This is a genomic window from Streptomyces sp. V4I8 (assembly GCF_041261225.1).
Lineage (GTDB): Bacteria > Actinomycetota > Actinomycetes > Streptomycetales > Streptomycetaceae > Streptomyces.
Map to the genome: position 1 here is coordinate 3,277,536 of NZ_JBGCCN010000001.1, position 14,234 is coordinate 3,291,769.

14 protein-coding genes and 1 tRNA gene are annotated in these 14,234 nt (G+C 72.1%); 11 read left to right on the forward strand and 4 right to left on the reverse strand.

Features of this window, described 5'->3' with window-relative positions:
- Positions 1–101: 101 nt before the first annotated feature.
- A complete protein-coding gene (locus ABIE67_RS14895) occupies positions 102–1,130 on the forward strand; it encodes a peptidoglycan-binding protein (RefSeq protein ID WP_370257162.1) in 1,029 nt (342 codons plus the stop codon).
- Positions 1,131–1,257: 127 nt separating this feature from the next.
- On the opposite strand, the gene ABIE67_RS14900 is transcribed toward ABIE67_RS14895, so the two are convergent.
- Positions 1,258–1,944: an HAD family hydrolase gene (locus tag ABIE67_RS14900; protein ID WP_370257168.1), complete on the reverse strand. Its 687-nt coding sequence runs from the start codon at positions 1,942–1,944 to the stop codon at positions 1,258–1,260.
- 236 nt (positions 1,945–2,180) lie between these two features.
- Entirely contained in the window at positions 2,181–2,762 is a 582-nt protein-coding gene (locus ABIE67_RS14905; protein ID WP_370257172.1) for a TMEM165/GDT1 family protein, read from the reverse strand.
- A 400-nt stretch (positions 2,763–3,162) separates the two neighbouring features.
- Here ABIE67_RS14905 and ABIE67_RS14910 point away from each other — a divergent pair, with 400 nt between their 5' ends.
- The 5 genes from ABIE67_RS14910 to ABIE67_RS14930 all read left to right on the forward strand — a co-directional run bounded on the left by ABIE67_RS14910 (position 3,163) and on the right by ABIE67_RS14930 (position 9,201).
- Positions 3,163–3,807: an HNH endonuclease family protein gene (locus tag ABIE67_RS14910; RefSeq protein WP_370257176.1), complete on the forward strand. Its 645-nt coding sequence runs from the start codon at positions 3,163–3,165 to the stop codon at positions 3,805–3,807.
- A gap of 227 nt (positions 3,808–4,034) precedes the next feature.
- Positions 4,035–5,687 carry an alkaline phosphatase D family protein gene (locus ABIE67_RS14915; protein ID WP_370257179.1) on the forward strand — a complete coding sequence of 551 codons (1,653 nt, stop codon included), beginning with the start codon at positions 4,035–4,037 and terminating at the stop codon, positions 5,685–5,687.
- 144 nt (positions 5,688–5,831) lie between these two features.
- Entirely contained in the window at positions 5,832–7,811 is a 1,980-nt protein-coding gene (locus ABIE67_RS14920) for an FAD/NAD(P)-binding protein (protein ID WP_370257183.1), read from the forward strand.
- Between the two features lie 91 nt (positions 7,812–7,902).
- Complete coding sequence (locus ABIE67_RS14925) at positions 7,903–8,340, forward strand: DoxX family protein (RefSeq protein WP_370257186.1); 438 nt, start codon at positions 7,903–7,905, stop codon at positions 8,338–8,340.
- A 240-nt stretch (positions 8,341–8,580) separates the two neighbouring features.
- Positions 8,581–9,201 carry a DedA family protein gene (locus tag ABIE67_RS14930; protein WP_370257189.1) on the forward strand — a complete coding sequence of 207 codons (621 nt, stop codon included), beginning with the start codon at positions 8,581–8,583 and terminating at the stop codon, positions 9,199–9,201.
- Between the two features lie 439 nt (positions 9,202–9,640).
- On the opposite strand, the gene ABIE67_RS14935 is transcribed toward ABIE67_RS14930, so the two are convergent.
- The gene (locus ABIE67_RS14935; protein WP_370257192.1) at positions 9,641–9,874 is read right to left on the reverse strand and encodes a DUF2277 domain-containing protein; all 234 of its coding nucleotides are present in this window, start codon (positions 9,872–9,874) and stop codon (positions 9,641–9,643) included.
- A 90-nt stretch (positions 9,875–9,964) separates the two neighbouring features.
- Here ABIE67_RS14935 and ABIE67_RS14940 point away from each other — a divergent pair, with 90 nt between their 5' ends.
- Both ABIE67_RS14940 and ABIE67_RS14945 read left to right on the forward strand, forming a co-directional pair.
- Positions 9,965–10,885, forward strand: a complete 921-nt coding sequence (locus ABIE67_RS14940) for a ketopantoate reductase family protein (protein ID WP_370257196.1) — start codon at positions 9,965–9,967, stop codon at positions 10,883–10,885.
- Between the two features lie 83 nt (positions 10,886–10,968).
- Entirely contained in the window at positions 10,969–11,316 is a 348-nt protein-coding gene (locus ABIE67_RS14945; protein WP_370257200.1) for a hypothetical protein, read from the forward strand.
- A gap of 46 nt (positions 11,317–11,362) precedes the next feature.
- On the opposite strand, the gene ABIE67_RS14950 is transcribed toward ABIE67_RS14945, so the two are convergent.
- Positions 11,363–11,434 (reverse strand) — tRNA-Val (locus ABIE67_RS14950).
- A gap of 249 nt (positions 11,435–11,683) precedes the next feature.
- Between ABIE67_RS14950 and ABIE67_RS14955 the strand changes: the two genes are divergently transcribed.
- From ABIE67_RS14955 to ABIE67_RS14965, 3 genes are all read left to right on the forward strand, one after another.
- Positions 11,684–12,451: a DUF4097 family beta strand repeat-containing protein gene (locus tag ABIE67_RS14955; protein WP_370257203.1), complete on the forward strand. Its 768-nt coding sequence runs from the start codon at positions 11,684–11,686 to the stop codon at positions 12,449–12,451.
- 73 nt (positions 12,452–12,524) lie between these two features.
- Positions 12,525–13,976 carry a hypothetical protein gene (locus ABIE67_RS14960; RefSeq protein ID WP_370257207.1) on the forward strand — a complete coding sequence of 484 codons (1,452 nt, stop codon included), beginning with the start codon at positions 12,525–12,527 and terminating at the stop codon, positions 13,974–13,976.
- Positions 13,977–13,994: 18 nt separating this feature from the next.
- A complete protein-coding gene (locus tag ABIE67_RS14965) occupies positions 13,995–14,207 on the forward strand; it encodes a zinc ribbon domain-containing protein (RefSeq protein ID WP_370257210.1) in 213 nt (70 codons plus the stop codon).
- Positions 14,208–14,234 lie beyond the last annotated feature (27 nt).

Genomic DNA, 14,234 nt, shown 5'->3' on the forward strand with positions numbered 1-14,234 from the left:
CCTGTCGAGTCCCTTTGGAATCAGCCCTTCCGGGGGCTACGGAGATGACGTGAGGGACGTCTGCATAATCTGGGGAGTTCGCGAGGGGGAGGGACGAAGGCGTGACAGAGCGGACAGGCGCGAAGGGTCCGGAAGACCGGGAGGGACCGATAGGCCGGACCGGTCACCCCTGCCCGGAGTGCGGTACGCCGAGAGACGCCGACAACACCCCGTCGTGCGACTGCGGCCAACGCGCCTCCGAGGCCGCCCGAGACGCCCGTACGGCGGAAGCGGCCGCGGCCGAGGACTTCGATCCGCTACGGATACGGCCATACGTGGACTTGGAGGCCGCCGACGACAACGCCACCCCCGCCCCCGCTCCCGGCCCCCATGACGAAACGATGCCGCTGCGGCCGATACCGCCGGCCGCCCCGACACCGATGCCGCCCTCCCCACCGGGCACACGGGACCTGCGCCTGTTCGAGCCGGCCGCGGCCGAGGACGGCACCGGAGCGGACGCCCCGGACAGAGCGGCTGCGACCCGCCACCGCCGTGCGCGCACCGTCCTGCTCGGCACGGGCGGCGCGCTCGTGGCCGTGATCGCGGCGGCGGGCCTGGCGAGCGGCCTGTTCGCGTACGAGAAGCCGTCACGGGACACGGCACTGCCGGACGACGTACGGGCAAGCGTCCCCGCGCCGTCGACGAGCGAGGCGTCGGAGCCGCCCTCCCCCGCGGAGAGGTCGACGCGGCCGGCACCGCCGCCCGCACCCCCGTCCCCCACGGAGAGCGTGCCCCCCTCACCGTCCCCGTCACGATCCGGCGCGTCCCCGACCCCGACGCCCTCGACGGAACCGACGACCACCGCCCCCTCGGCCACGGAGGCCGCCGACTCCCAGGAGGAGTCCGCCGCGGCCCGAGACCCCGAGCCCCCGACCCTGCGCCGCGGCGACAGGGGCTCCGAGGTCACCGAACTCGAACTACGCCTGACCCAACTCGGCCTCTACACGCGGGAGGCCAGGGGCAGCTACAACGAGGGCGTCGAGGACGCGGTGAGCAGGTACCAGTGGGCGCGGGGGGTGCAGCCGGAGGAGTACGGGGTGTACGACTTGGCCACGCGGGAGCGGCTGGAGTCGGAGACGACGGATCCGTGACGCATTCGCCCGGGAGCTCGGAACATGCCGGTGCGTGGGCGGCTGCGGCGTCCTCCAGGGGCGCGGGGAACTGCGCGACCAGCTACGTACCACCCGCGGCCGCCCACGAACCCGCACCCCCGAGCTCTCAGGCGACAACCACCCGAATCCCCGCACCCGCCACAGCCTCGACCCGCACCTGCCGCAAGTCCGCCACCACCACGTCCGGCCCGTGGAGGCCCGCCCTCGGACCGACGCCCACCACCCGCATCCCCGCGGAGCGCCCCGCCTGAATCCCGGCCCCGGAGTCCTCGAAGACCACACAGTCCTCCGGCGCGACCCCCAGCTCGGCCGCCCCCTTCAGAAAGCCCTCCGGGTCCGGCTTGCTCGCGCCCACCGACTCCGCGGTCACGCGCACGTCCGGCAGCTCCAGCCCGGCGGCAGCCATCCGCGCCGTGGACAGCGGGACGTCGGCCGACGTCACGAGCGCGTGCGGGAGCCCCTCCAGCGAGGCCAGGAACTCCGGCGCGCCCGGAATCGGCACCACGCCCTCCACGTCCGCCGTCTCCTCGGCAAGCATGCGCGCGTTGTCCGCGTGGTTCTGCTCCATCGGCCGGTCGGGCAGCAGCAGGGCCATGGAGGCGTACCCCTGCCGCCCGTGCACGACCTTCATCACCTCGTCGCCGTCCAGCCCGTGCCGCTCGGCCCAGCGCCGCCAGATCCGTTCCACGACGGCGTCCGAGTTGACGAGGGTGCCGTCCATGTCGAGCAGAAGGGCACGGGCGGTGAGGACGGTGGGCGCGGCGGGCACGGAGGACACAGGGGTGGCCGGCATCGACAGCTCCAGGGCGAGGGGCACGGGGGTACAGGGGTGGCCCCCGGGAAGGACAAGGTGGTCCCGCCCGCCGGTCAGGGAAAACGGGCGGGAGCCACTTTGTTCCCCCACGGTACAAAACCGATCCCGATCGCGCCACCGCCTCCAGAAACCGTTCACCGACAGTTCAGCTCGCACCCGCCTCACCCGGCTCACGCACCGCCCCCCGCCTCACCGGGACCACCCGGCCCCCGGCCTCACCCGGCAACCGCCTCCCAAAGACTCCACACACCCAGCCCGAGCATCAGCAGCGCCGCCACCTTGGTGATCAGCCGCAACGGCACCCGCCGCATCAGCGCCTTCCCGCCGACGATCCCGAGCCCCGCCACGGCCCACAGCGCCAGCACCGCACCGAGCCCGACCGACAGCGGGTCGTCGTAACGCGCCGCGAGGTTCGCGGTCATGATCTGCGTGAGATCCCCGAACTCGGCGACCAGGATGAGCATGAACCCGGCCCCGGACACCTTCCAGAAGGACTGGTTCTCGGGCTTGCGGATCTCCTCCTCGTCCTCGTCCTGCTTCATGAGCAGCACCGCGGCGCCACCCAGGAAGAGCACACCCGTCACCGCGTGCACGATCTGCTGCGGCAGCAGCGTCAGCACACTGCCGGCCGCCACGGCGAGCGCGACATGGACCGCGAACGCGGCGGCGACGCCGGCGAAGACGTAGGAGGCGCGATAGCGCGTACCGAGGACGAGCCCGGCGAGCGCTGTCTTGTCGGGCAGTTCGGCGAGGAAGACGACGCCGAAGACGACCGCCGTCACGGTGAAGCTGATCAAGGTTCCTCAATCGGTCGGGGCTGCCCCACCGAGAGCGATGCACTGCGCTGCGACACCTCGGCACGGCAGCACACGTAGGCACCCGTGCCATGCGACACGGGCGTGCACTGCTTGCCGAAGGTCTCGCTGGCCGACCCCGTGAACGAGGTCCGCCTCCGGGCGCCGGCTCAGACGAGCTGAGCAGTATGTCGACGGTCCGGCGAAGAGCTACTCCCCTTCTGCGCCGCCCATCGTACGTGACGTCGTCGACGAACTCACAGGGAGAAAGTCCCGCCCTCAACCTTGTCGTGTCATGAACGCGTCACTAACTTCTTACCGGACGCACACCTCCCCGCAATGCGGCGCCGCGAGCATTCCAACGCCCGCACGCCAACGCCCCCACCTCCCAAGGGAGTTCGCAATGTCGAAGTTCTACGCGCGTCAACGCGTCAGCATACTCGCGGCGCTGACCGGCCTCATAGCCTCCGTCGGACTTTTCAACGGCCCGACCGCCTCCGCCGCGCTCCCCACGCCCGTCAGCGCCACCACCGCCCGCACCTACCTCGCCTCGCTCACCGTGGCCGCCGAGGACCGCACCGGCTACGACCGCGACCTCTTCCCGCACTGGATCACCCAGTCCGGCACCTGCAACACCCGCGAGGTCGTCCTCAAGCGCGACGGCACGAACGTCGTCCAGGACTCCGCCTGCGCCGCCACCAGCGGCAGCTGGTACTCCGTCTACGACGGCGCCACCTGGACCGCCGCCTCCGACCTCGACATCGACCACCTCGTCCCGCTGGCCGAGGCCTGGGACTCCGGCGCCGATAGCTGGACCACCTCCCGGCGCCAGTCGTTCGCCAACGACCTGACCCGGCCGCAGCTGATCGCGGTCACCGACAACGTCAACCAGGCTAAGGGCGACCAGGACCCGGCCACCTGGATGCCGTCGCGCACGGCCTACCGCTGCACCTACGTCCGCGCCTGGGTCCAGGTGAAGTACTACTACGACCTCTCGGTCGACTCGGCGGAGAAGTCCGCCCTCACGAACTACCTCGCGAGCTGCTGACCCGGGTCCGGCCGGCGGAGTTCGGCAAAACGTGACCTGCGGAACCTCCCCGCTCACCTCCGTCGTTCCGTACCGTACGGGGCGACGACGGAGGTGAGCCGAAGGGGCGCGCCGGTGTCGGAAGGCGATCGTGCTCAGCCCTTCGGGCCTCCGCGCGATCGCCGTCCGGACACCGGCTGAAAGCGCCCCGGAGGCGAACCGACCCTAGGAAAGGGGCGGGCGATCACGTGGCCGAACTGCGCCTGGGACCACTGCTGAGGTACGCCGACGGCTCGTCCGCGACCGTCTGGGTCGAGGCGACCCGTCCCTGCACCGCCGAGGTGCGCGGCACGGCCGGCGCCGGGGGCACGTCCCGCACTTTCCAGATCGCGGGCCACCACTACGCCCTGATCCCGGTGACCGGCCTGACTCCGGGGTCCTCGGAGGCGTACGAGGTCCTCCTCGACGGCATGCGCGTATGGCCGCTGCCCGACTCTCCTTTCCCGCCCTCCGTCATCCGCACCCCCGCCGCGGACGCCACCGAGGCCGACACCGTCCGCCTCGCCTTCGGCTCCTGCCGCTGGGCCGCACCGCCGGCCGGTGAGAAGGACCCGGTCGGCCCGGACGCCCTGGACACACTGGCCGCCCGGATGGCGGCCGACCCGACGGGTGAACGGCCGGAGGTACTGGTACTGCTGGGCGACCAGGTGTACGCCGACGAGACCTCCAAGGCGACCAAGCGCTGGCTGGCCCGCAGGCGCGATCTGAGCGACCCGCCGGGTGACGAGGTCGCGGACTACGAGGAGTACACCCACCTCTACTACGAGTCCTGGCTCGACCCCGAGGTGCGCTGGCTGCTGTCGACCGTGCCCAGCTGCATGATCTTCGACGACCACGACGTCATCGACGACTGGAACACCTCCGCCGCCTGGCTCGCCGACATGCGGGCCACCTCCTGGTGGCGCGAGCGGCTGCTGAGCGGGCTGATGTCGTACTGGGTGCACCAGCACCTGGGGAACCTGTCGCCGGCCGAGCTGGCCGCCGACCCGCTCTACGCCGCCGTACGCGAAGTCCCCGACGGCACCGACCTGTTGCGCGCCTTCGCGAGTCGGGCGGACACCGACCCGTCCTCCGTGCGCTGGAGCTACCGGCGCGACTTCGGCCGCGTACGGCTGCTGATGGTGGACACGCGGGCGGCCCGGGTCCTCGAGGAGGGCGCGCGCTCCATGCTCGACCCTGGTCAGGCGCGCTGGCTGCGCGAGCAGGCACTGGAGGGCCGGGGTTCGTACGACCACCTCCTCATCGGCACCTCCCTGCCCTGGCTGCTGCCGCACCTGGTGCACGACGTCGAGGCGTGGAACGCCACCCTGTGCCGAGGTGACCGCGGGGAGCGCTGGGCGCGGTTCGGGGAGAAGCTGCGGCGGGGGGCCGACCTGGAGCACTGGGCGGCGTTCCCGGCGTCCTTCGACGCGCTGGCGGACCTGATCGCCGAGGCCGGGTCGGGGGCGCAGGCGCCGGCGACGGTGTGCGTGCTGTCGGGGGATGTGCATCACGCGTATGTGGCCGAACCGACCTGGCGGCACGGGGGCGGGCCCGCCGCCCGTGTCTTCCAGCTGACCTGCTCACCCGTCCACAACGCCGTCCCGCTGGCGATCCGGCTCGGCTTCCGCTTCGGCTGGAGCGCGGTGGCGCGGGCGCTCGGCCGGCGGTTCGCGGGGCACGGGGGCTGTTCGCGGCCACCGATCGACTGGCGCAGGACGGGCGGGCCGTGGTTCGGCAACCAGCTCATGACGCTGACGCTGCGCGGGCGTTCGGCGCGGCTGCGGCTGGAGCGGGCGCGGGAGGACCGGAGGGCGGGGGCGCGGCTGCGGACGGTGATGGAGTCCGAACTCGCCCGGTAATCCGCCCATTCCGACCGCTTGTGACCCTCGTGGCCGGTGATGCGCGTGATGCATCCCACACTCGCCGACCCCAGGGCCCGGTTCGCACCACTCCCGACGGCATGATGAGCCGGACCGTCCGCTTCCACCCGGCGGTTCGCTCCAATGCGCCCCACACGCCCGGGAGTCCCCCCTTTGTCTGCACCGACCTCCACACCGACTCCTGAGCCCTCCACGGTCTCCCTCGCCCTGGTCGGCGCCGGCCCCCGCGGCACCAGCGTCCTGGAACGGCTCTGCGCCTCCGCTCCCGAACTCCTCCCGCCCGGGGCGCGCCTCACGGTCCATGTCATCGACCCGGCGCCGCCCGGCCCCGGACGCGTGTGGCGGACCGCGCAGTCGCCCGACCTGCTGATGAACACGGTGGCCTCGCAGGTCACGCTGTTCACCGACGACAGCGTGGACTGCTCGGGCCCGATCCGGCCCGGCCCCAGCCTGTACGACTGGGCGGCCGGTGAGCTGGGCCCGGACGAGTACCCGACCCGCGCCCACTACGGCCGGTACCTGGAGTGGGTGTTCGCGCAGGTCGTGCGGGACGCGCCGGCCGCGGTGCGGGTCGAGACGTACGCGGCCCGCGCGGTACGGCTCGACGAGGCGCCCGACGGCGGTCAGGTCCTCACCCTCGACGACGGCCGTGTCCTGCCCGGACTGTCCGCCGTGGTGATGGCGCAGGGGCATCTGCCGACGGCCGCCGACGCGACACAGCGCCGCCTCACGTCGCACGCCGAACGCCATGGTCTGCGCTACGTGGCCCCCGCGAACCCGGCCGACGTCGACCTGTCCCGCGTGTCCCCCGGCGAGCCGGTGCTGTTGCGCGGCCTGGGCCTCAACTTCTTCGACCACATGGCCCTGTTGACGACGGGCCGCGGCGGCCGCTTCGTCCGGGAGGAGGGCGAGGGCCTGCGCTACGTCCCCTCCGGCGAGGAGCCTCGTCTGTACGCCGGCTCGCGGCGCGGCATCCCGTACCAGGCACGCGGCGACAACGCGAAGGGGCCGTACGGCCGCCACCTCCCGCTCGTCCTGACGCCCGAGGTGATCGCCGGTTTCCGCAAGCGCGCGGACTCGGGCGAGGCGCCGGACTTCCTGGCGGAGATATGGCCGTTGGTGGCGAAGGAGGTGGAGACGGTGTACTACACGGCGCTGATACGGCTGATATCGCCGGTGCCTCCCGGACCGGGGGTGCGGCGGCCGGGGTTTCAGGAGTTCACCGAACGCTTCCTGGCCGTCCCTCACCGTGACCCCCGAGAGGCCGACCTGCTCACGGAGTTCGGCGTACCGGAGCGCGAGCGCTGGAGCTGGGACCGGATCTCCCGGCCGTATACGGGGTGCGAGTTCACGGATCCCGGGCAGTGGCGCGGCTGGCTGCTGGCGTATCTGCGCGAGGACGCCGCACAGGCCGCCCGGGGCAATGTGCACGGCCCGCTGAAGTCCGCCCTCGACGTGCTGCGCGACCTGCGCAACGAACTCCGCCTGATCGTCGACCACGGCGGCCTCACCGGCACCTCCCGCCGGGACCACCTGGACCGCTGGTACACCCCGCTCAACGCCTTCCTGTCCATCGGCCCGCCCAGGCGCCGCGTGGAGGAGCTGGTGGCCCTGGTGGAGGCGGGGGTGGTGGAGGTGCTCGGACCGCGGCTGGAGGTGCGGGAGGAGGAAGGGGCCTGGGTGGCGCACTCGCCGGAGGTGCCGGGCTCGGCGGTGCGGGCGACGACTCTCGTCGAGGCGCGCCTGCCGGAACCCGACCTGCGCCGGAGCGCCGACGACCTGCTCGCCCGGCTGCTGAAGACCGGGCAGTGCCGCCCGCACCTCGTGGACGGTCACGAAACGGGAGGGGTGGATGTAACACAACGGCCGTACCATCTGATCGACCGTCAAGGGCAGGCGCACGCACGGAGGTTCGCGTTCGGTGTGCCTACCGAGGGTGTGCACTGGGTGACGGCGGCGGGGGCGCGGCCGGGTGTGGATTCGGTCACCCTTTCGGACGCGGATGCGGTGGCGAGAGCGGCGCTACGTGCGGTTACTGCCGGGACGTATGGGGATTCCGGGGCTGAGATGTGTCCGAATGTTGAACTTGCAAGTGTTGATTAGGGCTACCTAACGTGGGGGCTACCGATCAGTATCCGTCCCCACGCCGTTCCTTACAGGGACCGGTAAACCTCAGACCGAGGGAGTCCCTCACATGACCGGACGCCTTAACAGCGCCCAGCCGTACGCCATCGGCCTGTTCCGCATCGTCGTCGGCCTGCTCTTCGCCTGCCACGGCGCCAACTCGCTCTTCGGCACCTTCGGAGGCGAGACCGTCGAGGCCGGCACCTGGCCCGGCTGGTTCGCCGCAGTGATCGAACTCGTCGGCGGCAGCCTGGTCCTGCTCGGCCTCGGCACCCGCGCCGCGGCGTTCATCTCCTCCGGCGCCATGGCGTACGCGTACTTCAAGGTCCACCAGCCGCAGGCGCTGTGGCCCATCGAGAACAGCGGCGAGGGCGCCGCCATGTACTGCTGGGCCATGTTCCTGCTGATCTTCACGGGCTCCGGCGCGTTCGGCCTGGACCGGCTGTTCGCCAAGCGCTCCGAGGCACAGAGCCGGACGGCGGCCGACAAGACGCCGGTGGCGGCCTGACGGCTCCGCCCTTGTCCCGACGGCGCCGGTACCTGCGTGGCTCACGCGGGTACCGGCGCCGTTGTCCTCTCCGCCCGGCCGCAGCCGGGTGAAGATGCCGTGCCGAACACCCGAGCCCCCGATGAATCTCCTGTCACACCCCAGGCGTACGCTGTATGGCTGTCATAGGCCGCACCTGCCGCTCCCCCGCGACGAAGCGGCACGGCACGGAATGGCCACGGGGGTAAACGGGGAGTTGCGGTGCTCGAGGGTCTCGAGGACGTGGGTTCGCTGACAGCGGCCCCATGGATCTATGTGGTGGTAGCACTGTCGGTCCTGCTGGACGTGTTCGTCCCCATCCTGCCCAGCGGCGTCCTGGTGATCACGGCCGCGACGGCGGCGGCCGCGGGCTCGGGTGCCGCGACCGGTCAGGTCCCCGGCGAGGTCCCGGACCTCCTGGCCCTGACGCTCTGCGCCGCGACGGCCTCCGTCCTGGGCGACCTGGTCGCCTACCGCCTCGCCTGGCGCGGCGGCGCCCGCCTGGACCGCGCGATCGCCCGCTCCCGCCGCCTGACATCAGCGCAGGAACGTCTCGGCACAACCCTCGCCCGAGGTGGCGGCGCCCTGGTCGTCCTGGCCCGCTTCGCCCCCGCCGGCCGCTCGGTCGTCTCCCTCAGCGCCGGCGCCACCCACCGCAGCCCCCGCGACTTCCTCCCCTGGTCCGCCCTGGCCGGCCTGACCTGGGCCACCTACAGCGTGGCCCTCGGCTACTTCGGCGCCCAGTGGCTGGGCGCGACATGGCTGGCTACGGCGGTCTCGGTGGGGGCACTGTTCGCCGCGGGGGCGGGGGCGACGTTTCTGATGCGCCGGAAGCCGGCGTAGGCGCTCCGCTTCGGGGGCGGGGGTGGGCGTGGGCGTTCGCTTCAGAGGCCGAGGGGTGGGCGTGAACGTCTGCTTCAGAGGCCGAGGAGTGAGCATGAACGTTTACTCAGTGCCCCGGGGGCGTGGGCGTCTGCTCAGTGCCCCGGGGGGTGGGCGTCTCTGCCTCGGTGGCGGGTAGCGGGTAGCGGGCGCTCCCGCCCTGGGATGTGGCCGCCGCAGGGCAGGCCCGTGATGATCGCGGCACGCCGAGTGCCCAGCCCGTGCGGACGCGCGGCGCGACCCTGTACGGCGGCGTGACTGCGTACAGCGGCGTGACCCCGCGGCGCGACCCCGTACAGCGGCGTGACCAGGCGGCGCGTCGCGCGGCATACGCCCCAGCCCTTGTATCCGTCCCTTGTATCCGTCCCTTGTAATCCGTCTCGTGTATCCGTCCCGTGCGCTACCCGGCCTTGCGCGCCGCCGCGGCCCCTCGCACCTCCAGGCCGTCGAGCAGGTCGGCCGTGGCCTCCGCGATCAGGTCGACGGCGCGGTCGAAGACCTCCTGGTTGTGCGCGGCCGGGGCCCGGAAGCCGGAGACCTTGCGCACGTACTGCAGGGCGGCGGCCCGGATCTCTTCCTCTGTCGCCTCTTCGGGCAACACGGGCGGACGAAGCGTCTTGATACTGCGGCACATGTCCAACAGTCTCCCTCGGAGAGGGTCCGTCTGCCATGATCACGTCGAGGCGGCCACCACACCAAGGGGCCGACCGACGAGAGGAATCGCATGACGGCGCAACACACGACAGCGGACGACCGACTCACCGTGGCGATACTGGGCCCGGGCGGCATCGGCGGCCTGCTCGCCGGGCTCCTGGCCAGGTCCGGCCACCGCGTCATCTGCCTGGCCGGCGACGAGACGGCCAAGACCCTGCGGACGACCGGCATCCAGGTCCGGAGCGCCCGCTTCGGGGACTTCACGGCCCAGGTCGAGGCGGACACCGAGCTCCGTGAACCGGTCGACGCCTGCCTGATCGCGGTCAAGGCCACCACCCTCGACGCGGCCCTGACCCGCGTCCCGCCCACCGCACTCGGCGACGCCCTGATCGTCCCCTTCCTGAACGGCGTGGAACACCCGGAGACCCTCCGCACCCGGTACCGCCCGGACCGTGTCGCCCCCGCCGTCATCCGCGCCGAGTCGACCCGCGTCGCCCCGGGGCGGATCGAGCACGCCAGCCCCTTCGCCGAGATCGACCTCACCGGCGAGGCGGTCCCCGGCGACCGTCTCGACGCCCTGGCGCGAGCCCTCGACACGGCCGGCCCCACCACCCGCGTCCTCACCGACGAGACGGCGGCCCTCTGGGCGAAGATGTCCTTCCTGGCCCCCTTCGCCCTGCTGACCACCCGCCACGCCCTCCCCCTCGGCGACGTACGCACGCGCCACCGCGAGGAGTTGACCTCCCTGGTCGAGGAAACCGCGGCCGTCAGCCGCGCCTGCGGCGGCCCCGCCGACCCGGCCCAGACCCTCGCCCGCTACGACGCCTTCCCCTCGAGCACGAAGTCGTCGATGCAGCGCGACGCCGAGGCCGGCCGCCCTCTCGAACTGGACGCCATCGGGGGCGCGTTGCTACGGGCGGCGGAGCGCCATGGGGTTCCCGTGCCGGTAACGACCACTCTGGTACGGCAGTTGAGGGAAGCCGGACACTAGCCGACCACCCGCCCACACACCCGTTCGCATGAACCACCCAAAGAAGCTCGCAACCCAAAATCGAACAGGCGTAGCATTGGGCCGTGGCTACGCCCTATGACTTTCCGAGTGACCTCCTCGCCGGTCAGGAGGAGCTGCATCAGGTCCGGGCCGAGCTGTCGGCCCTCCTGAAGCGGCTCCCCTGGTCGGTCGTGCCCCTGGACGCCTTCAGCGACGACAACGGCTGGCGCAAGATCGAACGCCCCGCCTCCCCCGGCTGGACGGAGGACGAACAGGCCGAGGTGGAAAAACTCCGACAGCGCGAACACGAACTCGCGGTCTTCGTCAGCGGCCACCGCTTCTGGTCGGAACTCAGCGGGGCGGACCGAGTGGACGCCCGCACCAGGTTGAAGCACGCCCATGAGGCGCCGACGACACCACAGGACAGCTGAAAAACAGAGGCCCCCGACCGGCGAACGGCGGGGTCCTCTGCTGCGGTGGGCGCGGACGGTTTCGAACCGCCGACATCCTGCTTGTAAGGCAGGCGCTCTACCCCTGAGCTACGCACCCGTGAATGAGTCGACAGCCTACCTTGCCAGGGGCCATGTCCCGCAAACCCGTGTCGGGGGCGGTCCGGGATGCCGGGGGCGCTGCTGGGGTCGCGCTCCTGGGGTTATCCCCACCACGGATCCGGGAGCGGCCCGGATCCCGCGGGGGGCGCCGGGTCCGTACGGTCGGAGCACCACCGAAATCCCGGGCCGGACAGTCGGTCTCAGGGAATCCCGGGGAGTCTCAGGGAAGTCACAGGGGGAGATCGTCATGGCCCGTACCGTTGCCGCTCGTGTCGCCGTCGCCGGAGTCGTGGTGGCGCTCGTCACCGGGGTCGCCGGCTGTGCCTCCGCGGGGGACGACAAGGAGCCCGAGCACCGGTCCTTCGCCCTGGAGGGGCGGACGCTGACGATCGACTCCGACGACTCGGCGTTGGAGATCGTGGCCGGCGACAGGGACAAGGGCGACACGGTCGAGGTGACCCGGTGGTTCCAGGGGAAGGTCGCGATCGGGTCGGATCCGAAGGTGACCTGGTCGATGGAGGACGACCGGCTGGTGCTGCGGGAGAAGTGCTCGGGCATGATCGCGAACTGCTCGACGAAGCACCGTATCGAGGTGCCGTACGGCGTCACCGTGAAGGTCGAGGACGGGGACGGGAGCGTGCGGGCGCGGGGGTTCCGGGATGCGTTGAGCGTGCGTACGGGGGACGGGTCCGTGCGTGTCACCGACTCCAGTGGGCCGCTGGACCTGCGGACGGGAGATGGGTCGGTGCGTGTTTCCGACGTGTCCTCGCGGCAGGTCAGGGCACAGACCGGTGACGGCTCGGTCCGGCTCGAACTGGGCACCGTGCCGGACCTGGTGGAGACCCGCAGCGGCGACGGTTCGGTGACGATCGAGCTGCCTCGGGCGACGTACCGCGTGACGACCGAGACCGGTGACGGCTCGGTGGATGTGTCCGTGCCCCGGGACGACACCAGCTCCCATGTGGTCTCCGCCCACACCGGCGACGGAAAAGTCACGGTGCGAACCGCGAACTAACCGGCCCGTGTGTTCGTCCTAAACCGGTGGGAGAATGAACCGGGCAGGGTGAATGACAGCACGGGAGAGGGATGTGACGGCGACACCTCCGCAGCCGAACTCGCCGTCAGCGCCGGGCGCGCAGCAGCGTCCCGCGCGGGAGGTTCCGCAGCCCGTTCGTCGTGTCCCTCGCAGCGCCCTCCGCGGCGTCCCGTACGCCACACGCCGTGCCCTCGGTGACACCCTTACCCTCGTCGCCCTCCCCCTCGTCTTCGCCCTCGCCCTGCCCGCCGCGTTCACCGGCGGGGGTACGCGGCGCTGGTTCGGCGGGCGGGCCGAGAGTCAGCGGGCCGAGGCGCAGGCCGCGAAGGACGCCGCGGCGGCCGCGTTCTACGAGCTGGACACCGCCCAGCGGGATCTGCGGATCTCGATCGAGACGATCACGGCCGTCGACGACTCCCCGGCCGCGCGCCGGGCGATCACCGACTTCGAGGCGCTCGGGCGGCGTATCGACGAGGCCAGCCACCAGTACATCCAGGCCGTCGACGCCCATGACCTCGACCGCGACGACCTGGAGGCCTCGGTCGCTGCCCGCGCGCGTACGGAGCTGACGCGGGCCAAGGACGAGCTGGGGCGCGTCAAGCAGGACCTGGACCGGTTCACGGACGGGCTGGGGCCGCTGCTCGGCAAGGCGGAGACCCAGCTGGCCCGCCTCGCCCCGGCCGTGGAGCGCGCCCGGCAGGGCCTGCTCGCCGCCTCGAACGCCCTGGATGCCGTACGGGGATCGGGGCTGAAGGCGGACGACCTCGCCGCCCGGCTCGCGGCCCTCGCCCCGGAGCTGACCAAGCTGAACCAGGGCGCCGGGCAGCATGGTGTCCCGCAGACGCTGGAGCGTGCCGAGCGGGTCTCGCGGGAGGCCGAAGCGGTCCGCGTGGAGGCGGAGCGGCTGCCGGAGAAGGCCGCCGAGATCGATCACCGGCTGGTGTCGCTGCGTACGCGCGCACAGGCGCTCACCACGCGTGCCGGGCAGGTCGAGCCGGTGCTGAGCGAGCTGCGGCGGCGGTTCACGGTGGCGTGCTGGCAGGACCTGCAGGGCGTGCCCGACGGGGCCGCGGAGAACGTACGGCAGGCCGAGCTGAAGCTGAAGGAGGCGCAGGCGGCGCGCGACGAGCAGCGCTGGCCGGACGCCACGGCGCTGCTGTCGACGGTCCGGGCGCTGCTGAACTCCACCGACGAGTCGGTGTCCGCCGCCGGTGACCGGCTGCGCCGGCTGAACGCCGTGCAGAAGGATCCGCAGCAGGAGATCGACCGGACCCGCTTCGCGATCCGGGACGCCCAGCGGCTGGCCATGGCGGGCCGCAATACCCCCGACCCGCGGCATGCGCGCCCCCTGGACGACTCCGTGGCCCGGCTGGAGCGGGCGATCGGCACGCTGGAGGGGCGCCACCCGGACTACTGGCACTTCCTGACGGAGACGGAAGGGGTGCGGCAGTCGGTGGCCCATGTCGTCGCCCAGATCCGCGAGGAACGGGGCGGCGGTCACTGACGGGGCTAACCTGTGCGCATGCCTCGCTATGAGTACCGCTGCCGCAGCTGCGGCGACACGTTTGAACTGAGCCGGCCGATGGCGGAGTCGTCCGCCCCGGCGAGCTGCCCGGCCGGGCATGACGACACGGTCAAGCTGCTGTCGACGGTCGCTGTGGGCGGGACGGCCAGCGCCCCCGCGGCGCCGAGGCCTGCCGGGGGCGGGTGCTGTGGTGGAGGGTGTTGCGGCTAGGCAGTGCTTGCGTTGTTGTCTGCGGGT